General features: G+C 61.6%; 19 protein-coding genes and 1 tRNA gene. 18 read left to right on the top strand and 2 right to left on the bottom strand.

Annotated elements, in window-relative coordinates:
* The first annotated feature begins 51 nt into the window (after positions 1-51).
* Genes RKP46_RS07285 through RKP46_RS07270 form a run of 4 tightly spaced genes read left to right on the top strand, consistent with a single transcriptional unit; the run spans position 52 to position 4781 of the window.
* Entirely contained in the window at positions 52-711 is a 660-nt protein-coding gene (locus RKP46_RS07285; RefSeq protein ID WP_311106030.1) for a NeuD/PglB/VioB family sugar acetyltransferase, read from the top strand.
* 4 nt (positions 712-715) lie between these two features.
* Complete coding sequence (locus tag RKP46_RS07280; RefSeq protein WP_311106029.1) at positions 716-1948, top strand: DegT/DnrJ/EryC1/StrS aminotransferase family protein; 1233 nt, start codon at positions 716-718, stop codon at positions 1946-1948.
* Positions 1942-3867: a nucleoside-diphosphate sugar epimerase/dehydratase gene (locus tag RKP46_RS07275; protein WP_311106028.1), complete on the top strand. Its 1926-nt coding sequence runs from the start codon at positions 1942-1944 to the stop codon at positions 3865-3867. Before RKP46_RS07280 ends, RKP46_RS07275 begins: the two co-directional genes overlap by 7 nt.
* Before the next feature lie 32 nt (positions 3868-3899).
* Entirely contained in the window at positions 3900-4781 is an 882-nt protein-coding gene (locus RKP46_RS07270) for a hypothetical protein (RefSeq protein WP_311106027.1), read from the top strand.
* Positions 4782-4934: 153 nt separating this feature from the next.
* Here the strand turns inward: RKP46_RS07270 and RKP46_RS07265 are convergent.
* Positions 4935-5009, bottom strand: a tRNA-Val gene (locus RKP46_RS07265).
* Between the two features lie 171 nt (positions 5010-5180).
* Here RKP46_RS07265 and rpsU point away from each other — a divergent pair.
* The 4 genes from rpsU (at position 5181) to RKP46_RS07245 (ending at position 11251) form a co-directional block, all read left to right on the top strand.
* A complete protein-coding gene (rpsU, locus tag RKP46_RS07260) occupies positions 5181-5393 on the top strand; it encodes a 30S ribosomal protein S21 (RefSeq protein ID WP_012807257.1) in 213 nt (70 codons plus the stop codon).
* A gap of 64 nt (positions 5394-5457) precedes the next feature.
* Positions 5458-7233 carry a DNA primase gene (dnaG, locus tag RKP46_RS07255; protein ID WP_311106026.1) on the top strand — a complete coding sequence of 592 codons (1776 nt, stop codon included), beginning with the start codon at positions 5458-5460 and terminating at the stop codon, positions 7231-7233.
* Positions 7234-7272: 39 nt separating this feature from the next.
* On the top strand, positions 7273-9216 hold the full coding sequence (gene rpoD / locus RKP46_RS07250; RefSeq protein ID WP_311106025.1) for an RNA polymerase sigma factor RpoD: 1944 nt from the start codon (positions 7273-7275) through the stop codon (positions 9214-9216).
* A 625-nt stretch (positions 9217-9841) separates the two neighbouring features.
* Positions 9842-11251: a DUF4384 domain-containing protein gene (locus tag RKP46_RS07245; RefSeq protein ID WP_311106024.1), complete on the top strand. Its 1410-nt coding sequence runs from the start codon at positions 9842-9844 to the stop codon at positions 11249-11251.
* Here the strand turns inward: RKP46_RS07245 and RKP46_RS07240 are convergent.
* Positions 11248-11520: a hypothetical protein gene (locus RKP46_RS07240; protein ID WP_311106023.1), complete on the bottom strand. Its 273-nt coding sequence runs from the start codon at positions 11518-11520 to the stop codon at positions 11248-11250. The genes RKP46_RS07245 and RKP46_RS07240 overlap by 4 nt on opposite strands.
* Positions 11521-11766: 246 nt before the next feature.
* Here RKP46_RS07240 and RKP46_RS07235 point away from each other — a divergent pair, with 246 nt between their 5' ends.
* From RKP46_RS07235 to thiC, 10 genes are all read left to right on the top strand, one after another.
* Entirely contained in the window at positions 11767-12078 is a 312-nt protein-coding gene (locus tag RKP46_RS07235) for a hypothetical protein (protein WP_311106022.1), read from the top strand.
* Positions 12075-13022 carry a hypothetical protein gene (locus RKP46_RS07230; protein ID WP_311106021.1) on the top strand — a complete coding sequence of 316 codons (948 nt, stop codon included), beginning with the start codon at positions 12075-12077 and terminating at the stop codon, positions 13020-13022. The genes RKP46_RS07235 and RKP46_RS07230 overlap by 4 nt, the downstream gene beginning before the upstream one ends.
* Entirely contained in the window at positions 13019-13345 is a 327-nt protein-coding gene (locus tag RKP46_RS07225; RefSeq protein ID WP_311106020.1) for a hypothetical protein, read from the top strand. The genes RKP46_RS07230 and RKP46_RS07225 overlap by 4 nt, the downstream gene beginning before the upstream one ends.
* A 309-nt stretch (positions 13346-13654) precedes the next feature.
* Complete coding sequence (locus RKP46_RS07220; RefSeq protein WP_311106019.1) at positions 13655-14263, top strand: OmpA family protein; 609 nt, start codon at positions 13655-13657, stop codon at positions 14261-14263.
* Between the two features lie 73 nt (positions 14264-14336).
* Positions 14337-14630 (top strand): hypothetical protein, encoded by a 294-nt coding sequence (locus RKP46_RS07215; protein WP_300329185.1) that lies wholly within the window; start codon positions 14337-14339, stop codon positions 14628-14630.
* 203 nt (positions 14631-14833) lie between these two features.
* Entirely contained in the window at positions 14834-15328 is a 495-nt protein-coding gene (locus RKP46_RS07210; RefSeq protein WP_300452800.1) for a FecR domain-containing protein, read from the top strand.
* Between the two features lie 3 nt (positions 15329-15331).
* Positions 15332-15925 carry an OmpA family protein gene (locus tag RKP46_RS07205; RefSeq protein ID WP_300452802.1) on the top strand — a complete coding sequence of 198 codons (594 nt, stop codon included), beginning with the start codon at positions 15332-15334 and terminating at the stop codon, positions 15923-15925.
* Between the two features lie 7 nt (positions 15926-15932).
* Positions 15933-18968, top strand: coding sequence for a caspase family protein (locus RKP46_RS07200; RefSeq protein WP_311106018.1), 3036 nt, complete (start codon positions 15933-15935; stop codon positions 18966-18968).
* 24 nt (positions 18969-18992) lie between these two features.
* Positions 18993-19667: a glycine zipper domain-containing protein gene (locus RKP46_RS07195; RefSeq protein WP_300329174.1), complete on the top strand. Its 675-nt coding sequence runs from the start codon at positions 18993-18995 to the stop codon at positions 19665-19667.
* Between the two features lie 162 nt (positions 19668-19829).
* A partial coding sequence (gene thiC / locus RKP46_RS07190) for a phosphomethylpyrimidine synthase ThiC (RefSeq protein ID WP_311106017.1) occupies positions 19830-21030 on the top strand: 1201 nt, incomplete at its 3' end.

Raw genomic sequence — 21030 nt, 5'->3', positions numbered from 1 at the left:
CGGTGAAGCGACGATGCCACGTTTCTCGGGCTCGGCGGTCAGGGAACGCGAATGATCGCCGACTTGTTTGCGGTCTATGGGGCGAGCGGCTGCGGTCGGGGCGTAATGCCGATCGCCGAGCAGCAGTTGCGCCGGCTGGGCGTGCCGGCGGAAAGGCTGGTCTTTGTCGACGACCGCCCCCCCGCGGCGGTGGTCAACGGTCGGCGCGTGCTGACCTATCGCGACTTCCTGGCCAGTTCGGCAGGGCGGCATCAGGTCGTCCTGGCGATCGCCGACGCAGGCTTACGCGAGACGCTTGCCCAGCGCTGCCGCGACGATGGCGTCGAGTTCTGGTCGGTTCGTGCGGCGAATGTGGTGGTCATGGACGACGTCGAAGTTGGCGAGGGAGCGATCCTGTCGCCCTTCGTCACGCTGACTTCGAATATTCGGATCGGGCGGCATTTCCATGCCAATCTGTATAGCTACGTCGAGCACGACTGTATCGTCGGAGATTTCGTCACCTTCGCTCCCGGCGCAAAGTGCAATGGCAACATCGTCATCGAGGATCACGCGTACATCGGTTCTGGCGCCGTGTTGAAACAGGGGAGGCCGGGCAGGCCGCTGGTCATCGGCCGGGGCGCAGTGGTTGGCATGGGTGCGGTCGTGACAAAGGACGTCGCGCCTGGGACAACGGTGGTCGGCAATCCGGCCAAACTCTTGGTAAAGGTCTGAGCCGGTGCTGGATACTGCGTTTTCCCCGTGGCCAAGTTTCACTGATGAAGAAGCCGACGCCGTTCGTCGGGTCATCCTCTCGAACCGGGTGAGCTACTGGACAGGTAGCGAGTGTCGCGAGTTCGAGAAAGAATTCGCCGCGTGGTGTGGCGCGCAATACGCGATCGCCCTGGCCAATGGTACGCTGGCGCTCGACTTGGCGCTCAAGGCGCTGGGAATTGGTCCCGGCGACGAGGTCGTCGTCACCCCGCGTACATTCATGGCGTCGGTTTCCTGCGTGGTGAACGCCGGAGCGCGGCCCATCTTTGCCGATGTCGAGGCGGCCAGCGGGAACATCTCTGCCCGCACGATCGCCGCCGTTCTCAGCGCGCGGACGAAGGCCATCGTCTGCGTTCACCTGGCTGGCTGGCCCTGTGACATGGACGGCATCATGGCACTCGCCGAGGAGCACGGCCTGAAAGTCATCGAGGACTGCGCGCAGGCGCACGGCGCACGCTATCGCGGGCGAAGCGTCGGAACGCTCGGGCACATCGGCGCATGGTCGTTCTGCCAGGACAAGATCATGAGCACCGGCGGCGAGGGCGGCATGGTGACCACCAACGACCGCGCCTTGTGGGCAGCCATGTGGTCGTACAAGGATCACGGCAAGAGCTGGGAGTCAGTGTATGAGCGCCGCCACCCGCCGGGCTTCCGCTGGTTGCACGATGGCTTCGGCAGCAACTTTCGCATGCTGGAAGTCCAGGCCGTGATCGGACGGATACAGTTGCGCCGGATGGCCGCCTGGACGGCGCAGCGCAACGCTAACGCGCGCGCTATCGCCGAGGTCTGTGCGCGGCACCCGGTGTTGCATGTGCCGACCTTTGCCTGCCGCGTCGATTGCCCTGCCCGTTGTGCGCAAGCCGAGGCTTGCGTGCACGCGCAGTACAAGTTCTACGCCTACGTCCGGGCGGAGCAGCTTGCCGATGGCTGGACGCGCGACCGCCTGGTCGAGGAGATCAACCGGCGCGGCGTCCCCTGCTACCACGGTTCGTGCCCCGAGGTGTATCTGGAAAAAGCCTTCGACGGCGGTGGGCGACCGGCGCAGCGGCTGCCAGTGGCCCGCATGCTCGGGGAAAGCTCGTTGATGTTTCTCGTACACCCGACCTTGACCGCAGGCGATATCGTCGAAACCTGCCGGGTGCTCGATCAGATTGCCGGTGAAGCCGCACGTCCGAGTGCGCGGGAGGCGGCATGCTGAGGCGCTTCCTGGCGTTGCCGCGCCATCAGAAGCAGTTCGTCGCCATGGCGGCGGACTACGTCTTGCTGGTGCTCGCCTTCTGGTCGGCGCTCGTCGTACGTTTCGAAACGCTGAGCCCCGACCTCGACGGCTATGGGTGGCAGATGCTGGCCGCGCCGGTGCTGGCGATTCCCGTTTTCGTCCGTCTGGGGCTCTACCGCGCGGTCGTCCGGTTCATGGAAGACACGGTGGTTTTTGTCGTCGCGGGTGGCGTCACCGTTTCAGTCCTGCTGCTCGCGGCTGCTATCGCCCTGACACACACCCCCGGGTTGTCGCGTGGCGTCCTGGCGATCTATTGGCTGCTGGCGATCGTCTACGTTGGCAGCACCCGCTTCCTGGCGCGCAGTTTCGTCGTGCGCTCCGAGCGCGGGCCCGACGTGCGCAAACGCGTTGTCATTTACGGCGCCGGCAGCGCCGGGATGCAGTTGGCCTGCGCGCTGCGCGCCGGTCGTGATTACCTGCCGCTCGCGCTGTGTGACGACAATCCGGCCTTGCAGCGTACCGATGTCGCCGGGCTGCGCGTCTATTCGCCCGACAGTCTCGAGCGGTTGGTCGCCAGCAAGAGGATAGACGAGGTTCTCCTGGCGATACCGTCGCTCACTCGCGCACGGCGCGCAGAAATCATCGAGCGACTGAAAGGCCTGCACTGCAGGGTCAAGCTGGTTCCGGGAATGGCCGATGTGGTCGACGGTCGCATTTCAGTGGATGCGATCAGGGAGATCGAAATCGAGGATCTGCTCGGACGCGAGTCGGCTGCCCCCGATCCGCAATTACTCAGCCAGTGCGTGACGGGAAAGGTCGTTCTCGTCTCGGGTGCCGGCGGGTCGATCGGGTCGGAGCTCTGCCGCCAGCTCGTTCTCCTGCGCCCGTTGCGGTTGGTCTTGATGGATCTCACCGAATTTGCGCTCTACTCGATCGACCAGGAGCTCAGCTCGCTGTGCGCCGCGCGCAAGCTGCGTGTCGAGGTGGTGCCGCTGCTCGGGTCGGTCAGTCATCAGCGGCGCAACCAGATGATCATGACCAGCTTCGGAGTACAGACGGTTTATCACGCAGCGGCCTACAAGCACGTTCCACTGGTCGAGCACAATCCGATCGAAGGCTTGCGCAACAATGCCGTGGCGACGCGCTGCATGGCCGAAGCAGCACTGGCCGCCGGCGTCGAAACCTTTGTCCTCATCTCGACCGACAAGGCAGTACGGCCAACCAACGTCATGGGTGCCAGCAAGCGGCTGTCTGAACTGATATTGCAAGCGCTGGCCACAAGCGGTGCCAAGACGCGCTTCTCCATGGTGCGCTTTGGCAACGTGCTGGGTTCCTCAGGGTCGGTCGTTCCGCTGTTTCGCAAGCAGATCGCCAGCGGCGGCCCGATTACCCTGACCCATCCGGAGATCACCCGCTACTTCATGACGATTCCCGAGGCGGCGCAGCTCGTGATTCAGGCTGGCGCGATGGGCCAGGGTGGCGAGGTCTATGTACTCGACATGGGAAAGCCGGTAAAGATCATCGATCTGGCCCGGAGGATGGTGCATCTGAGCGGCCTCGAGGTGCGTGACGAGGAACATCCTGAGGGTGACATCGCGATCGAAATCGTTGGCCTGCGGCCGGGCGAAAAGCTCTACGAGGAGCTTCTCATCGGCGAAAACGTCGAGGGAACGTCGCATCCGCTGATCATGCGCGCCTACGAGCATGAGGTTCCATGGTCTGTCCTGCGCGACCACCTGGCAAGCCTGGAGGACGCATGCCAGGCCTTCGACTATGAAAAGGTGCTCGCCTTGCTGCAGTCGATGGTGCAGGAATATGCACCGGCTCAGCATGGCGATGGGCAACTGCTCTGGCGCGCCTTTGCGCGTTTTCCGGGAGCGGGAGTGGCGTTGCATTGAGCAGGGTAAACCTGGGGAAGAGTGCGGAATCAATGACACAAGAAACACGCCTGGCGCAGGATGCGGGAAGTCTGCTCGAACTGTGGCAGGAAGCACAACGACGCTGGCGGCACGTGGCTGCCTGGGCGATCGCCGGCTTGGCTGCTGGCGGTCTGGCCATCTGGTTGATCCCACCGAAGTACGAGGCGATCGCCGTCGCGCAGGTGGGCCAGATCGGCCAGGTCGGGCAACTGGCGAGCGCGCCAGTCGAACCCGCGATCCAGGCTGTCGAGCGCATGCGAACGCCGGCCTTTCAGTTGCGTGTGGCCGAGAGGATTGGGCATGAAGAATGGCTGGCTGACCTGAAGCGCTCTCCAAAAGCGCTCGCCGACGCCGAGCACCTGGTCTTGAACCTCGCCAAGAGTACCTCCGCAATGGGAAACAGCGCGCTGATCGAAGTCAGAGCCAAAGCCGAGACGGCCGACAGCGCGCGCCGAATCGTCGACGCCGCCATCCACGAGCTGGCCAGCAAACATGCTGAAATGGCCAAGCCGACGCTTGATCGAATGCACCTGGATCTGGCAATTGCCCGCGAAAGGCTGGCCAGTGCCGAGAAGGAACTGACTCAGGTGGGGCGGGCGGTTGCCAACGTCGGCGTCAAGGACGACCGCTTCACGCAGCTTTCGCTGATGACTGCCTTGCGCGTCCAGAAGGAGAGCGAGCTCTTCAATCAGCGTCAGGCAATAATGGCACTGCAGACCGCTCTGGAAGCTCCTGCGAGCGTCGGGGCGAAAGCCATCGAAGGAACGTTTGCCTGGGAAAAGGCGGTGAGTCCGAAGAGAGGGCTGCTGCTCACGGTCGGTCTGGTCGGGGGAACGCTGGCAGGGCTGATTTCGGTGTTTGCCGGGCTTGTTCGTCGGCGCCGTTCGGCATGATCCGGGCTGCTCCCGTTCGCCTGGGGGTTGGGCGGAGTGGCGGCATGCCTGACGCCAGCGTGCTTACCCTGTCCGCCTGGCCGCGCTTTTCTTGACCGACTTTTCCCGAGTTGTCGCCATCACCCGCAGGCGGGGGCAACAGGATGATGAGGCTGGTGGGCGGTACTGGGATCGAACCAGTGACTTCCACCGTGTGAAGATGGCACTCTACCGCTGAGTTAACCGCCCGCCCGTGCAAGCCGGGATTACAGCACAAGTCGTCGGCTTGGTCAATGAATCGGGCCCGATCCGGGTGACCAACTCGTTGTCGACTGTTGAAACCTGCACCGGTTTCGGTTTATACTTGACAGCTTGCCTCCATGTGTCATCTACCTTTGATTTTTAACCTGGGATGAGTCGATGCCTGCCATTCGCGTAAAGGAAAACGAGCCGTTCGAAGTAGCCATTCGCCGTTTCAAGCGCACCGTCGAAAAGACCGGTCTGCTGACCGAGTTGAGAGCGCGCGAGTTCTACGAAAAGCCGACGGCCGAACGCAAGCGCAAGCTGGCAGCCGCCGTCAAACGGCATCACAAGCGGATGCGCAGCCAGACTTTGCCGCCTAAGCTGTACTAGCGGCGACTTTTTTCGTCGCTGCTTTTTCGTCACTGAGCGGCCGCCTGTCTGCCGATGGGCGGCGATGTTTGTTGGTGAAATGATTCCGGAATCGTTCATTCACGAACTGCTCCAACGCGTCGATCTGGTCGAATTGATCGATGACTATGTCCCTTTGAAACGGCAGGGCGCTGACTTCGCAGCCTGTTGCCCGTTTCACAACGAGAAGTCCCCATCTTTTACCGTCAGTCCAAGTAAGCAGTTCTACCACTGCTTCGGCTGCGGCGCGCACGGGACAGCCATCGGCTTCCTGATGGCGTACGCCGGGGTGGGTTTCCTGGATGCCGTCAAGGATCTGGCGGGTCGGGTCGGCTTGTCGCTGCCCGAGCAGCGCGGTCTTGTGTCTGCGCCGGCGGCACCGACAGAGGGTTTGGCGGAAGTGATGGCGCGTGCCGCGCGATTCTACCGCGAGCAGCTCAAAAACTCGGACAAGGCAATTGCTTATCTCAAGGCGCGCGGGGTGAGTGGCGAGGTCGCGCATCGTTTTGGCCTGGGCTACTCGCCGGAGAGCGGCCAGGGACTTGCCGGTGCCTTCGCCGACTATGCAGAGCCCGCGCTGCAGGCCGTCGGCTTGGTCGCGAGGACTGAACAGGGTCGTCTGTACGACCGTTTTCGCGACCGGCTGATGTTTCCAATCGTCAATATCCGGGGTGAGGTCATTGCCTTCGGCGGTCGCGTCGTCGGTCAAGGCGAACCGAAGTACCTGAACTCGCCGGAGACCTCGCTATTCCATAAGGGCGATGAACTGTACGGTCTGCCGCAGGCGCGCTTGGCGATACGCGCGAGCAACCTGGTAATCGTCGTCGAGGGGTACATGGATGTTGTCGCCTTGGCCCAGCACGGGATCAGCAACGTCGCAGCGGCGCTGGGTACGGCGACCACGGTCAGGCATGTGCAGAAGCTCTTGCGCCAGGCAGACAGGGTCATCTTCTGCTTCGACGGAGACGCGGCAGGCCGCAAGGCGGCTTGGCGGGCGCTGGAAAACAGTCTCGAGGTGTTGCCCGAGCAAAAGGAAATCGGCTTCGCTTTCCTGTCGGAAGGCGATGATCCGGACAGTTTTGTCCGGCGGAGTGGCGCACAGGCTTTTGCCCGGATGATCGAGCGGGCAACCCCACTCTCCGAGTACCTGCTGCGCGAATTGGCGGGTCGCTGTGATCTCACGCGCGCCGAAGGCAGCGCCCGATTGCTTGCCGAAGCCAGGCCTCTGCTGGCTCGCTTGCCATCACCCCTGTTGCGACTGCAACTCGTCAAGCGTCTTGCCAAGCTCAGTGGCCTTGCGCCGAGCGAGGTTGAGAGTGTGTGCGGCCTGCCGGCGGTCGCCCGACCGCAGCCGGCGCACACTTCCCGACGCCCGCCGTCACTGGCTAGAAAGCTGCTGCGTATCGTTCTGCAGCGGCCGGGCTTGCTTCCCCGCGTACCGCTTGATCTGCTGCCCGAGGGATCTGCCGAAGCGCGCCTCGTACGGCTTCTCGGCCGGGCGACTGGCGCCGGCCAGGCGACGGCGGAACTTGGCTACGCAAGTCTGCTCGAAGCCCTGCGCGGAAACGAGGACGAGTCTGTGCTGCAGGCGGTGGCGGCTGAACTAATGCAACAGCAACTGGCCGAAGACGAGGTCGAAGCGGAGTTCGAGGGCGCCTTGGCGCGGCTGCGCGAGCAAGCACGCAAGCGCTCTTTTTCCCTCTTACAGGAAAAGATTCAGAGGCTCGGCGTCAGCGGGCTGTCGAGCGAAGAAAAGCAGCAGTACCTGGCGGCGCTCGGTGCTGGTAGCGCTTCTCCTACCGGCGAGCATTCTGCGCTATAATATACGGTTTTTCCACGACAAAGCATCCGGGAAATGGTCATGGCAAGGGAAAAGGCGGTAACGACGAAAGCGGCGAAGGCCAGAGCCGCGGCCGATCTCCTGGCGCAGGTGGGAACGCAACCTGTACCGGTCGATGAAGAAACGCGCAAGATGCGCCTGAAAACGCTGATCAAGCTCGGTAAGGAGCGCGGCTTCCTGACCTATGCAGAGATCAACGACCACTTGCCGGACGATGTTGTCGATGCCGAACAGATCGAGAGCATCATCAGCACGTTTAACGACATGGGCATTCAGGTCTACGACGAAGCGCCGGATGCTGAGACCTTGCTGATGTCCGATGCCACACCCGCTGTTGGCGCCGACGATGCAGATGTGGAAGAGCAGGCGGAACAGGCCTTGTCCACTGTGGACTCGGAGTTCGGCCGGACAACCGACCCGGTGCGTATGTACATGCGCGAAATGGGTTCGGTCGAACTGCTCACGCGCGAGGGCGAGATCGAGATTGCAAAACGCATCGAAGATGGGCTGAAGCACATGATCCAGGCGATCTCTGCGTGCCCGACAACGATTGCCGAGATCGTCAACTGTGCAGAGCGCATTGCGCGTGACGAAATGCGCGTCGACGAGTTGATCGATGGCCTGATCGACCCGAGTACCAGCGGTTCGCTCGAAGAGCTGACCGAGGTTGTCGAAGACGACGAAGACGAGGACGATGAGGCCGCCGAAGTCGTCGAAGGCGCCGCTGCCGCGGCCACTCTTCTCAAACTGAAAACGGAGGCGCTCGAGCGGCTCGACGTGATCCGGGAGCATTACACCAGGGCGCACGCGCTCTTGCTCAGGAAAGGGTCGCAGGACAAGGCCTATCTTCGCCTGCAGCAACAGATCTCCGAAGAGATGATGGGCATTCGTTTCACGTCGAAGACGATCGAGCGGCTATGTGACTCGGTGCGTGCGATGGTCGAGGAGGCGCGTGCGTGCGAGCGCAAGATCCAGAGAATCTGCGTTGACACCGTGCGCATGCCGCGCCCCCATTTCATCAAGGTCTTTCCGGGCAACGAACTGAATACCGACTGGGTTGATGAGGAGATTGCGCTGGCGGGCAAAACCTACGGCGCCATACTCTCGCGCAACGCGCCGAACATCAAGGAGGAGCAAAGGAAACTGCTTGCCCTGCAGGACCGTATCGGTATCCCGTTGCGCGAACTCAAGGACATCAACAAGCAGATGTCTACCGGGGAGGCCAAGGCCAGGCGAGCCAAGCGGGAAATGACCGAAGCCAACCTGCGTTTGGTCATTTCTATCGCCAAGAAGTACACCAACCGTGGGCTACAGTTCCTCGACCTGATTCAGGAGGGGAACATCGGCTTGATGAAAGCGGTGGACAAGTTCGAATATCGGCGTGGCTACAAGTTTTCGACCTATGCAACCTGGTGGATTCGGCAGGCGATCACCCGCTCGATCGCCGACCAGGCACGGACGATCCGCATCCCGGTCCATATGATCGAAACCATCAACAAGATGAACCGCATTTCCCGCCAGATCCTGCAGGAGACCGGCCTTGAGGCCGACCCGGCCACGCTGGCCAAGAAGATGGAGATGCCGGAAGAGAAGATTCGCAAGATCCTCAAGATCAGCAAGGAGCCGATCTCGATGGAGACGCCGATCGGCGACGACGACGATTCCCACCTGGGCGATTTCATTGAGGATCACGCAACGCTCGCACCGACCGAGGCGGCGCTCTACTCCAGCCTGCGCTTCATCACCAAGGATGTGCTCGACACTTTGACGCCGCGTGAAGCAAAGGTCTTGCGCATGCGCTTCGGAATCGAGATGAACACCGACCACACGCTTGAAGAGGTTGGGAAGCAGTTCGACGTGACTCGCGAGAGGATCCGCCAGATCGAAGCCAAGGCACTGCGCAAGCTCCGCCATCCGTCACGCTCCGACAAGTTGCGCAGCTTTCTTGACAACGGCAACCACTGACGCCGCCGCTCGTGTTCGGCGCCAGGCCGAGCAGCGAGTTCGCGTGTTCGTCAAAACGCGTGCGTCCTGACCCTAAAGTTCTACCACCAAACGCCGTTAACCGCGCTAGGACGTAGACGCTCAGTGCGCCTACGTGTTTTGGACACTTTTCTTGTGTATCCCCGGTGCGCGATGCGAAGGCAGGCATTCAGTCAACCGCGGAAACGACGGTGCGTTACTCGCAGCAAAGACGTCGTAGCGAAGTGCAGCATGCCGCTCCAACGTCGCGCCGACGGCCGCCTCCGTCAGGCGACGCCTTTCGGCAGCCAGAATCGAGCGCGGTGTATAAAAGCAAGAGTGTGACTTTTTTCGCACTACAGGCATTGAGATCGCTTGCGTTGGCGCGACTGAGAGAGGCTATACTGCCTAGTGACAACCCGGCGGCATGCTGTCTGGCGGCCGGGGAAGCTGACGATCACATGTTCAGAGGGGACTCATGAAAACCTTTTGCCGGTCTTTGCTCGCATTGTCGCTCTTGCCAGGAGCTGGGTTGTGCCAGGATATCGGCGCTGAAGTCACGGGAAGCGCGGCGCCAAAAACGCCGGCGATCAAGACAATTACGAACTTCACCCAGTCGCTGCGTTGTATGGACGAGCTGTTTTATGCCTACGGCAAACAGGGCATCGCGATCACCTCGGCCGGCATCCCCGACGAAACCGGGAAGGTGAAGACAGGAACCAAGGAAATGTTGATCACCGCGGTCTCGAAGATGACCGTGAAGAGCAACGCCTTTGATTTCATCGATTTTCATTCTGCGGCTGACGACCTGGCAGCGCTCTTTGCGGCCCGCGGAGAAGAGAGCCGGACGATGCCGGACTACTACATTCGCGGTTCGATCACGCAAATGGACGACAGTACGGTGCGCAAGAACAAGGGTGCCGGCTTCTCGCTGCCGTTTCTCGACATCGGCGCATCGAAGGACGATTCGTACGATCTGATCAGCATGGATATCAGCATCGGCAATGCGGCAACGCGCAAGATCATCCCGATCACCAGCACCTCGAACACGCTCGTCCTGCTCAAAGGTGGCGTGGCCGGCGAGGGAGGGGGTAAGATCGGCAAGCTCGGACTGAGCTTCAACATCGACATCAGCCGCAACGAAGGAGTTGGTGCGGCAACACGAACGCTGGTCGAGCTCGGCCTGATCGAGGCGCTGGGGAAATTTACCCAGGTACCCTACTGGAAGTGTCTCGACACCGATGTCACCAATCCGCTGATCCGCGAGCAGGCCCGGGAGTGGTATGACGGTGCCAAGGAGAGTGACCGCATCCTCTTCGTCCAGCGCAAGCTTGCCGGAATGGGCCGTTTTTCTGGCGCGCTGAATGGCACACCGAGTCCTGCGCTGAAGACGGCGGTCGCCGAGTACCAGGCAGCAGCGGGCCTGGTTGCCGATGGGGCAGTGAATTTCGACCTCTACGCCAGCCTGCTGGACGACCTGCAGAATCAGATCGCGGCGCTGCCGGCGGCCGGTGGACCGAAATCGAACTATGTGCCAGGAGTCAGCGCATCGGCTAAACCGGCCGTCGCGGCGCAGGTTGTGGCGACGCCGGCAGCCACGCCGGCGAGCGCGCCTAATCCCGTTTTTCGGCTCAAGCTCGACACCGATCGGGGTTCCAAGCCCTCTTACAAGGTCGGCGAGTTCCTCAACATGACGCTCTCGCTGAATGCGCAGGGCACGGCCTATTGCTACTACGAAGACGTTTCGCGAACGACCGCACGCATTTTCCCGAACCAGTTCCGTCCCGACTCGTCGGTTCCGGCGGGAGCGGGAATCAGACTGCCTTCGGGTGGGTTCAAGATCCGCTTCGACAAACCGGGAGCGGAACGCGTCGCGTGCATTGCCTCCGATCGCGAGCTGATCATTCCGAGCAGCCTGCGTGGCGCGCGCGATTTGTCGCCTCTGGCCGCCAAGTCGGTTGACGACATCATCGGCCAGTACAAACAGAATAACCCGACGGCCGTAACAAGTGTCGTCGAAATCACGGTTGCGCCCTAGTCGTTTCGAACTGGTTTGCGCGCAAGGAATGCAATGGACACGGAAACTTGGTTGGGTCGACGTTGCGCCAGGTTGTGCAGTGCCTGGCAAGCGGCAGTGATGGCAGCCTGCATGTTCTCATGCGTCCAGCCCTCGGCAGGCGAGATCATCGTGGCACCGACCCCCGGACCGGCCTCAGCCGGATCGGCGACGGCCAGGGAGGCGCGCCAACGAGCTGCGATCGAAGGGCGTCGCGGCGAGTTCGAGGGCTCGCCAAACATCATCATCATCGACGGCGCCAATGGGGCTACTCCTACCGGCACACCGGCGGCCAACGGCGCCGCGTACAACCGCATGCGTGCGAATGCCAATCGAACTCGCGATGACAGCCATGCGCCACAGAATGTGATAGTCCTGCCACAGGGAGCGGCGAACTCTCACTCGACGGCTGAGGGCCAAGGCGCACACGACAACCGTGCACGCTCTACGGTTTATCGGAAGCGCGATGACTGATCAGCACGAAGAGACTGGGACGCGTGATGAAGATTGCCGGTGCCTCGGTGCTGTTGTTCGCCTTGCTGGTCGTCGCGTGGATGGCCTTCGCCGATTTCGGGGGCAATGTGAACATTGATTGGGGGTCGAACAATTCCGCTGCCAACGTCAGCGGCGAGATCGACAAGAGCGCGGAAGTCGAAGGTGTACTGGTCATCAACGATAAGGTTTTTATCGATGGGGCAAGGATCGAACGGGGTGTGAACGAGTATTTCTCCAAGAAGACCAGGAAGACGTACTTGATTCGCTGGGGTAAGAAGGGTGAAGGCGCAAGCGTAACGGAGAAGACTGAATGAAGCCTGGCAAACATCCTCTGGCAAGCGTAACGATGGCGGTGCGCCCGATGCACTTCCTCAATCGCCTGCTGTTCCTGCTCAGCCTGCTTGCCGCCGTCCTCGGCAATGCCATGGCGCAAGCCTTCGAAATCCGGGACGGCGACATGAGAACGATACTGCAGACCCGGACCGACACGCCCTTAGCCTGGCGCTACACCGCAAACAACGAGATCTGGATCATTGATGTGCCGGGACTTGAGGTTCTGGGCCGCACGTTCAACCGCGTGACGCAGCTCAAGGAACATCAGTACAGCGAACCGTATCCGCGTGTTCTGACGACCGAGGAACTGACCAAGTACATTGGCGCGGCCAACCGGACGTTTGCCAGTTTCGCCGCCGGGCACGATCTGCGGGTGTCGGACCTGGTGCAGTTCTTCAATTATGCCGAGCGCGATAAGGTGGAACTGTTTGCGGAGGAGTACGCACTGCGCGATTTTCTTATCGAGCAGGGACTGATGAAGGAGTGGCGTGGCTTCTACCAGGCGCAAAAGCCGCACACAATGGTTCTGTCGATCCCTCAGGTGCAGGAACGCCGCAGTAATGAGCCGGGTGTGACGAGCAATGCGCGCTATGCCATTCTTCTGCACGAACTGGCGCATGGCGAGTTTCACACCAACCTTGCCTACAACAAGTATTGCCGGGCTTTCTGGGAAGACAGTCTGACCGACGCGCAAAGGGATGCTTTCCGTCGTTTCCTGGCCAGCATGCGCTACGCGGTTGAGAACGAGGAACTCCTGATCAATGAAATGCAGGCTTATCTGATGTTTACGCCGGATGCTGGGTCGTTCTCGGCAACTCGACTCGGCGTGACGGAAAAGGCTCTGGCTGGAATGCGCGAAGCGTTCCTGAAGGGACGGCCGCCGACTCGGTTGCCGCTTAACGTCAAGGCAGGAGATTTGCCATGAGCAGGTTCGCCCGCATTTCTGGATCGTCAATCAAGGTGTGCTTTGCCTTGCTTGCCGCTCTGAGCATTTCGCAGTCATGTCATGCTCAGAAAACCACCCGTGTCCAGGGGAACACCGAGATCAACGCGTCAACCAGGAATACGGCGGCGGTTGCCATAGGCAGCAACAACGTCGCTCGCAATCGGGTGGGCGTCATCCAAGGTGATAAGAGGGGAAATACACGGATCAATGTTTCTGCCGCCAACGTTACGACGGTGGCTGCGGGCAGGAACAGGAAAGCGTGTACCAATATAGGAGCGATTGTCAGCGATGAATGCAAGTAAACCCAGAATTACGCGAAACCTGGTTGTCGCGCTCGTCTGTCTCTCGGCAGGCGCGTCCTACGCCGTCCAGAACCTCAACGCGGCTTCCCAGACGAAAGTCAACAATGCCATGGCCAAGGCTTGGCAAAAGGGTGGCAATCCGGACGATCCGGCGTTGCAGAAGCGAGTTGTTAACATCGGAAGTAAACGGAATAACACGTGCAACGTTAACGTAGGTACGGCCCAGACGGGACGGCCTGGCCAAAGGGCACCGAAAGATGTCGTCGTGACCACCAAAGAAGTCATCAACGTATGCAAGTGAGACAGTCAATGAAAGCGAATCTTAAACGGGTAGCCGCCGTGGCCCTGGTAAGCTTGGTGAACGGCGTCAGCTTTGCTCCGCTTGCCACGGCAGCCGACGACGATGCTTCTGGCCTCGAGGAACTGCGCCGTGCGATGACCGAGCCCTCGGAAGCGCCGAAGAAGAAGCGGACGCGGGCGATCGTTTTCGATGGTGACGCCGCGCAAGCCCAACCCGGGGCTGCTCCCGCAGCCAGCGGCGGGGGTGCTGACTGCGCGGCGCTGCCGCCCGACGTTCGCGCCACCGCCGTCCAGTTTCCGATTCAGTTCCGTCCGGGTAGTGCCGTGATCACGCCGGGCTCAGGCAACACACTGACCGAGATCGGCAAGATTCTGGCCCTTACCCCCGATCGCTGCGTCATCGTCGAGGGACACACCGACGCGGAAGGGAATCCGGAAAAAAACATGGCGTTGTCGCGCGAGCGCGCGAATGCCGTAGTGAAGTTCATCGTAGACAAGGGGTCGGTCGAGCGCAAGCGTCTGGTGCCAGTAGGCAAGGGTTCGACCGATCCGTTAAGGGACCTGGATCCGCGCGACGCCAAGAACCGGCGCGTGGTGTTCAAGGTTGTTGCCGGCTGACGGCAAGCATCCATAGCAGTACCGTAGTACGAGGCAGTACCTAGCAACCACAAACCAACTAAGGAGAATCTCTATGCGCACTATCGCCATCATCCTCGCCGCCGCCTTTGCTGCTGCTCCCGCCTTCGCTCAGGACACCAAAGTCAAAGGGACGACGACCATCGACGCCAAACAGGAAAACGTCGCTGCCGTAGCCGTTGGCAAGGACAACAAGGCCGCCAACACCGCCGGCGCGATCAAGGGCAAGACCTCGGTTCAGGGCCGCACCGACATCAAGGCCAAGCAAACCAACGCCGCCGCGGTTGCTGTCGGCAAGGGCAATACCGCCACCAACGAAGCTGGCGTGATTGGCGACGCCAAGAAGTAATTTCGTCGCAAACGAAGCCACCGCTGACGGGTCACCGTCAGCGGTGGCTTTTCGCTTTTTCAACGCGCCCCCTCTTGCCCGGAAGCAAGGTCGGCCACATCGTCGCGGCGACTGAAGCCAGTCAGGTTGCCGCACGGGCACTAGCGCGTTAGACTGCTGTCAGAAGGACACGGTGTACCGACAAATTTTTTGGGAAGGTTCTCATGCTGCAGATATTGAGACACAAGCCGGTTCATGGCTTGGCGACGGTGAGCGTACTGTGCACCGCGGCGTTCTGTGCGGCTCCTCTGATGGCTGCCGAGCCAGCTCCGGCTGCAGCCGCCGGGTGGGATGCTCAGGTCAAAGTGTCGCGAGGTGTGGTCAGCATCGAACGCGACGGACAACGCTATCCGGGAGTCGTCGGCGCGCGCCTGAAAGAGAAAGACACGATCCAGACCGGCGGCAACGGATCCGTCGGCATCATGTTCAAGGATAACTCGACGCTTTCTCTGGGGCCGGACGCGGAGGTCGAGCTGCAACGTTATGCGTACGACTCGACGACGTACATGGGCGCTTTCGACGCCTACATCAAACGGGGAACCGTCTCGGTACAAGCCGGAAACATCGCCAAGCAGACGCCGGGAGCAATGCGCATGGTGACACCCAAGGCCGAAGTCAGCGGTACGGCAAAGAATTACGTCGTTAGTGTTGGGGAATAAGCGATGAAAAGCTTGTCAATCGTTCTTGCCGTCTCACTCAGTATCGCCGCCTGTGCCAACCGCGATAGCTACGTCCTGCTGCCGAACCGGGGTTCCGGCGACGCCGGTACGCTGAACGTCAAGGCAATCGAGGGTGGTCACGCAATCAGGCTGGAGCAGCCGTATCAAAGCGCTCGCACCAGTGGTGGTCGGTTTGAGCAGGGAAGCAGCAATGAACAGGAGGTCAAGAAGCGGTTCGGCCAAGCGCTCGAGGCTTCGCCACCGGCTCCAGCGCGCTTCACTTTGTACTTCCTTGAAGGAAGTGATGAATTGACGTCAGCGTCAAAACGCGACCTTGACGCGATCGTTGCCGAAATCAAGGCGCGCCCGGTTCCCGACATCGTTGTCGTCGGTCATACCGACCGGGTCGGCCTGGTCGCCGACAACGATCGCCTCGCCTTGCGGCGCGCGGAATCGTTCAAGAAACGCCTGGTGCAGCAGGGCCAGCCAGAAGACTCGATTCAGACAGCCGGGCGAGGCGAGCGCGAACCCTTGATCGCCACCCCGGACGAGACGCCCGAGCCGAGAAATCGCCGCATTGAAATTCTTGTTCGCTAGGCCTTGCATGGGCCTGCCGATGTGGACGCGAGACGCTTGCCGGCGCTTTGCACTCGGTCTTGTCCTGTGCCTGGTTGGGGCGGTTGCGGCTGAGGTTCCGACCGAACCGATTCTGCGCATCGAGGCGGGCGCCCATCTCTCGCTGGTGACCCGCGTGAGCAGCGATAGTCAGGGGCGCTGGATCGTCAGCGCTTCAGAGGATAAGACGGCGCGCTTGTGGGACGCGGCGAGCGGGCGCCTGCTGACGGTATTTCGGCCGCCCGTCGGCGCTGAAGGCGTCGGCGCGCTTTACGCAGCAGCCCTTTCGCCGGACGGGCGGCAGGTAGCCTTGGGCGGCAACGCTGGCTTCGATGGCCGGACTCACTCGCTTTACCTTTTCGATCGGGCGTCCGGCCGGCTCCCGCCGAAGAGTACGCTTTCCGGTCTTGAGGCGCCCCTTACGCAGCTCGCCTGGTCGAAGGACAGCCAGTTCGTTGCGGTTGGCCTGCGCCAGTCGGGTTTGCGCGTTTTTCAGCGCAACCTTGGCTTCGTTGGCAGCGATCCGGAGTACAACGAGGCAATCTACGGGGCCGATTTTGCCGCAGACGGGCGCTTGGCGACCTGCAGCCTGGATGGCAGCGTCCGCCTCTACCGGATCGATCGCAAGGGTCTGCAGCGGACGGCGCGCAAGCAGATGCCCGGCAAACCGTATTCAGTTGCATTCTCGCCCGATGGCAGCATGCTGGCTGTCGGCTATCAGGACCTCGGCCGAATCGATGTGCTCGACGCGGCGACCTTGAGCGTGCGTCACTCGACCGCGTCGAGTGGCGAGGGGAACCTCGGCCGCGTCGCGTGGAACAGCGATGGGCGCGTCCTCTACGGCGCTGGTACCGCGCGTGCGCGCGACCGTTTTGTCGTTTTCGCCTTTGCCGATGGTGGACGAGCCGCCCCCCGCGAGATTACTGGCTTCAGCAACATCGTCACCGCGCTTGCTGCCTGGCGCGACGGCGTGCTGGTCGGCAGTGCGGAACCTTCCTGGGCGAGCTTCGATGCGAACGGAAGCCGGCGGCTCTATGCGCGCCAACAGACGGCCGATTATCGTGATGCCGACGAGAAGTTCATGCTTTCGGAGGACGCCGCGCGGGTCGCCTTCCCGCTTGCTCCTGGCGGCAGCGCCCTGCTTTTCGACCTCGCCAAGGGGGATGTCCGCCCCTACAACCCGGAAGTGAAACTCGATCCACCGCGCCAGCCGGGCTGGATGGGCGGCGGACCGAGCAACTGGAAGAATTCTTCCGCGCCGAAGCTTGGTTCGCGCCCACTTGATCTGCGCCCCGGAGAGGTTGCGCGCAGCCTGGCGCTCAGTTCCGACAAGCAACGCTTCGTCATCGGTAGCGAATGGTATTTGCGGGCCTACACGGCTGACGGCAACCCGCTTTGGGAACAGCGCACGCCGGCCGCAGCCTGGGCAACCAACGTCTCGGGCGACGGCCGATGGGTCGTGGCCGGCCTGGGCGACGGCACGATCCGCTGGTACCGCATGCGCGATGGGCGTGAACAACTCGCGCTCTTCGTTCATATCGACGGCAAGCGCTGGATCATCTGGTCGCCTTCAGGCTACTACGACACCTCGCTCGAGGGAGAGGATCTTGTTGGCTGGCACCTCAACCGCGGCCCGAATGTTGCTGCCGATTTCTTCTCGGTCGGCCGTTTCCGCGATCGTTTCTACCGCCCGGAGATCATCCAGAGCATTCTGCGCACCGGCGATGAAGGCGAGGCGGTACGTGCGACCGCGAGCGCGCTTGCGGCGCTTGGCGTCAGCGAAAGCGATGCTTCGCCAGCGCCGGCAGCCCAGGTGAGCAAGAGCCAGGTGCGCCCACAGGCGTTGGCGCCGTCAGCGCCGCCGCCAGCGCCCGCGTCCGCGCCGCCCACACGCGGACCAGCCAGCGTGGCCACCCTCCTGCCGCCGGTGATCGATCTGCAGACCGACAGCCAACTCGAAACCTCGGCGAGCACCGTGCCGGTGCGCTTCGTACTGCGTAGCCCAAGCGACGCACCGGTGAGCGAGCTCAAGGTGCGAGTAAACGACAAGCTGGTTCGTTCGCTTGACAACCGTGCTCTACGCAGCACGCGCGGCGAGGCGCACGAGGTACAAGTAGAGGTTCCCCCGCTGGACAGCCAGATCAGGCTATTCGCTGCGAACAAGAACGGAAAGTCGGAGCCCGCGGTGATCAGCGTTCGGCGAGCTGCCGCACCGGTCAAGCTTCCTGAGACGCGCTTCGAGACGCTCTATCTGTTGATCATCGGCGTCAGCAAGTACCCGGAAGAGTGGAAGCTTGATCTGGCAGAGAAGGACGCGCGTGACTTCAACCACCACATGGTCCGCCAGGCGGGCAAACTCTACGGAACCGCTGTCCCGCGACTGTTGATCAACGAGCAGGCCAGCCGGCAGAATGTGCTCGATGGCCTGCGCTGGCTGCGCGAAAGCGTCGGCGAGAAGGACGCTGGCGTCGTCTTCATGGCTGGCCACGGCGATCGCGTAGGGGCGGCGTATTACTTCATCCCGGGAGACCCCGAAGTGCTGCCCTCGCGTGCCGACTTCAAGAACCCGCAGGAATTCGAAAACTGGAAACAGCAGAATGCGCCACGGCGCTGGGTACCCGGCGAGGAGATTTCGCGCACTCTGCTCGGCCTGAAGGGGCGCTCCGCATTCTTCATCGATACTTGTCATTCGGGGGTCAATGCCCGTCCCGGCCAGTCGTCGACGAATCCGGACCTGACCAAAGCCCTCAACGAAATCAATGAAGAACGAGGGGTTCTCGTCTTTGCATCGTCTACCGGCAAGGAGTATTCGCAGGAAGACCCGGCGTGGGGAAACGGTGCCTTTACCAAGGCGATCATCGAAGGCCTCCGTGGGGGAGCCGACTTTAGAAAAGACGGTCTAATCCGACCATCGACGCTACAAAGCTATGTGACAGACAGGGTTATAGAACTCACCAAGCGCGAGCAGCGACCCGTGATTTTCACGGTCGGCATAGACGATCCGATCGCCGTCAAGGCACAGTAGGAGTTTTCAGGGAGAGTAACAGGAATGGACAATCACCGTTTTGCCTTGCGTCGAACTGCCGCTTGTCTGGCAGGGATTTTCTTCCTCAGCGCTTGCGTTACCAACCCGGACGGCTCGACGCGAATGGACGACCGGGCCACCGGTGCCCTCGTCGGCGCCGCTGCCGGCTGTGCCCTGGCCACGGCAACCGGGCACAATTGCCTGGTCGGTGCCGCAGTCGGCGCTGCGGTTGGCCTGATGATCGGCTGGTATTTCGAGTCGAAAAAGGTGGCTGATGCCGGCCAGCTGAACGCCGAATACAAGAAGAGGGGGCAAGTCATTCCCAAGAGTGAAGTGCGACCGGTGAAGTTCGACACCGTCGTCAAGACCGGTGCGCCTGAGACCGACGGGCAGCGCGAAGTGAAGGTGACCTCGAATACGGATCTCATCGGCTACGGAGACAAGGCGCCCGAGGTGACGCAGAAGTACGCGATATACGATGAAAACAACAAACTGGTCGATGAAAAGACCGAACGTGTGGCGAGCGTCGATGGAGCCGGCAGGTATCAGACCAATTCGAAGTTCAAGTTGCCGGCCTCGGCAAAGGGCAAGAAATACACGGTAAAGACGACGCTGCTGGCCGACAACAAGACGTACAAGGAAAGCTCATACAAGGTTACGATGCTTGACGACACCTTGCTCATTGCGCTGGCCGATTGACCAGCTTGGATGGCCCCGCAAGCGTCGGCTGGCCAATTTCGGCTGGCGCGGCGCCTCCAGCAAGCTCGGCACCCGGCACGAGCTCGTGCCGCGCACTAAGCCGCTTGCCGGTCCGGCCGCCACCAGCTCTTTGGCGCCGGCGGCTCTCTCAAGGAAGAAAGCATGAACGCGAACGATAAATTCATTGCTGTCGAGGCCCGTGTGGATCAGGCGGCAATCAGGTCATTGCCAAATTCGCGCAAGATCTACGTCGTTGGCAGCCGGCCAGACATCCGTGTGCCAATGCGCGAGATCTCGCAGTCGCCCACCGAAACGGCGAGCGGCGGCGAAGCCAACCCACCGATCTACGCTTACGATTGTTCCGGTCCCTACACCGACCCCCAGGCTGCGATCGACATCCGGCACGGCTTGCCCGCACTGCGCGGAGCGTGGATCACTGAACGCGGCGACACCGAGGAGTTGCCCGCGCTCACTTCAAGCTTCGGCCGCCAGCGTGCCGTCGATACGGCGCTCGACGAACTGCGTTTCCCCGGCCTGCAGCGCAAGCCCTTGCGCGCCAAAGCCGGCGCCAACGTCAGCCAGATGCACTACGCGCGACGCGGGATCGTCACGCCGGAGATGGAGTATGTCGCGATTCGCGAAAACAACAACCGGCGTGCCTACATCGAACAGTTGCGCGCGGCTGGCGAGCAGGGCGAGCGACTGGCGCAGATTCTTTGTCGGCAGCACCGGGGAAACAGCTTCGGCGCCAGCCTTCCCGATGAGATCACCGCGCAGTTCGTTCGCGACGAAGTCGCCCGGGGGCGAGCGATCATTCCGTGCAACATCAATCACCCGGAAAGCGAGCCGATGATCATCGGACGCAACTTCCTGACCAAGATCAACGCCAATATCGGCAACTCGGCACTGGGTTCAAGCATCCAGGAAGAAGTCGAAAAGATGACCTGGGCGATCCGCTGGGGGGGCGACACGGTGATGGACCTGTCGACCGGAAAGAATATCCACGAAACACGCGAGTGGATCATCCGCAACAGCCCGGTTCCGATCGGTACGGTGCCGATCTACCAGGCGCTCGAGAAGGTCGACGGAAGGGCGGCCGAGCTGACCTGGGAGATTTTCCGCGATACGCTGATCGAGCAGGCTGAGCAGGGGGTCGACTACTTCACGATCCATGCCGGCGTGCTCCTGCGCTACATACCGTTGACTGCCGGGCGCTTGACCGGCATTGTCTCGCGCGGTGGATCGATCATGGCCAAGTGGTGCCTGGCGCACCACAAGGAGAGCTTCCTCTATACGCACTTCGAAGAAATCTGCGAGATCATGCGCGCCTACGATGTTGCCTTCAGCCTGGGCGACGGCTTGC

The sequence above is a fragment of the Accumulibacter sp. genome (assembly GCF_031732815.1).
Taxonomy (GTDB): domain Bacteria; phylum Pseudomonadota; class Gammaproteobacteria; order Burkholderiales; family Rhodocyclaceae; genus Accumulibacter.
This window is presented reverse-complemented; position numbering and strand designations above follow the sequence as displayed.

Coding starts and splice junctions, on each gene's coding strand:
- dnaG (WP_311106026.1), top strand. CDS start 5,458: ATGTTTGTTGGTGAAATGATTCCGGAATCGTTCATTCACGAACTGCTC.
- RKP46_RS07285 (WP_311106030.1), top strand. CDS start 52: ATGATCGCCGACTTGTTTGCGGTCTATGGGGCGAGCGGCTGCGGTCGG.
- RKP46_RS07245 (WP_311106024.1), top strand. CDS start 9,842: ATGGACGAGCTGTTTTATGCCTACGGCAAACAGGGCATCGCGATCACC.
- RKP46_RS07200 (WP_311106018.1), top strand. CDS start 15,933: ATGGGCCTGCCGATGTGGACGCGAGACGCTTGCCGGCGCTTTGCACTC.
- RKP46_RS07210 (WP_300452800.1), top strand. CDS start 14,834: ATGCTGCAGATATTGAGACACAAGCCGGTTCATGGCTTGGCGACGGTG.
- RKP46_RS07195 (WP_300329174.1), top strand. CDS start 18,993: ATGGACAATCACCGTTTTGCCTTGCGTCGAACTGCCGCTTGTCTGGCA.
- RKP46_RS07240 (WP_311106023.1), bottom strand. CDS start 11,520: ATGATGATGATGTTTGGCGAGCCCTCGAACTCGCCGCGACGCCCTTCG.
- RKP46_RS07230 (WP_311106021.1), top strand. CDS start 12,075: ATGAAGCCTGGCAAACATCCTCTGGCAAGCGTAACGATGGCGGTGCGC.
- rpsU (WP_012807257.1), top strand. CDS start 5,181: ATGCCTGCCATTCGCGTAAAGGAAAACGAGCCGTTCGAAGTAGCCATT.
- RKP46_RS07205 (WP_300452802.1), top strand. CDS start 15,332: ATGAAAAGCTTGTCAATCGTTCTTGCCGTCTCACTCAGTATCGCCGCC.
- RKP46_RS07275 (WP_311106028.1), top strand. CDS start 1,942: ATGCTGAGGCGCTTCCTGGCGTTGCCGCGCCATCAGAAGCAGTTCGTC.
- RKP46_RS07220 (WP_311106019.1), top strand. CDS start 13,655: ATGAAAGCGAATCTTAAACGGGTAGCCGCCGTGGCCCTGGTAAGCTTG.
- RKP46_RS07225 (WP_311106020.1), top strand. CDS start 13,019: ATGAGCAGGTTCGCCCGCATTTCTGGATCGTCAATCAAGGTGTGCTTT.
- rpoD (WP_311106025.1), top strand. CDS start 7,273: ATGGCAAGGGAAAAGGCGGTAACGACGAAAGCGGCGAAGGCCAGAGCC.
- RKP46_RS07215 (WP_300329185.1), top strand. CDS start 14,337: ATGCGCACTATCGCCATCATCCTCGCCGCCGCCTTTGCTGCTGCTCCC.
- RKP46_RS07270 (WP_311106027.1), top strand. CDS start 3,900: ATGACACAAGAAACACGCCTGGCGCAGGATGCGGGAAGTCTGCTCGAA.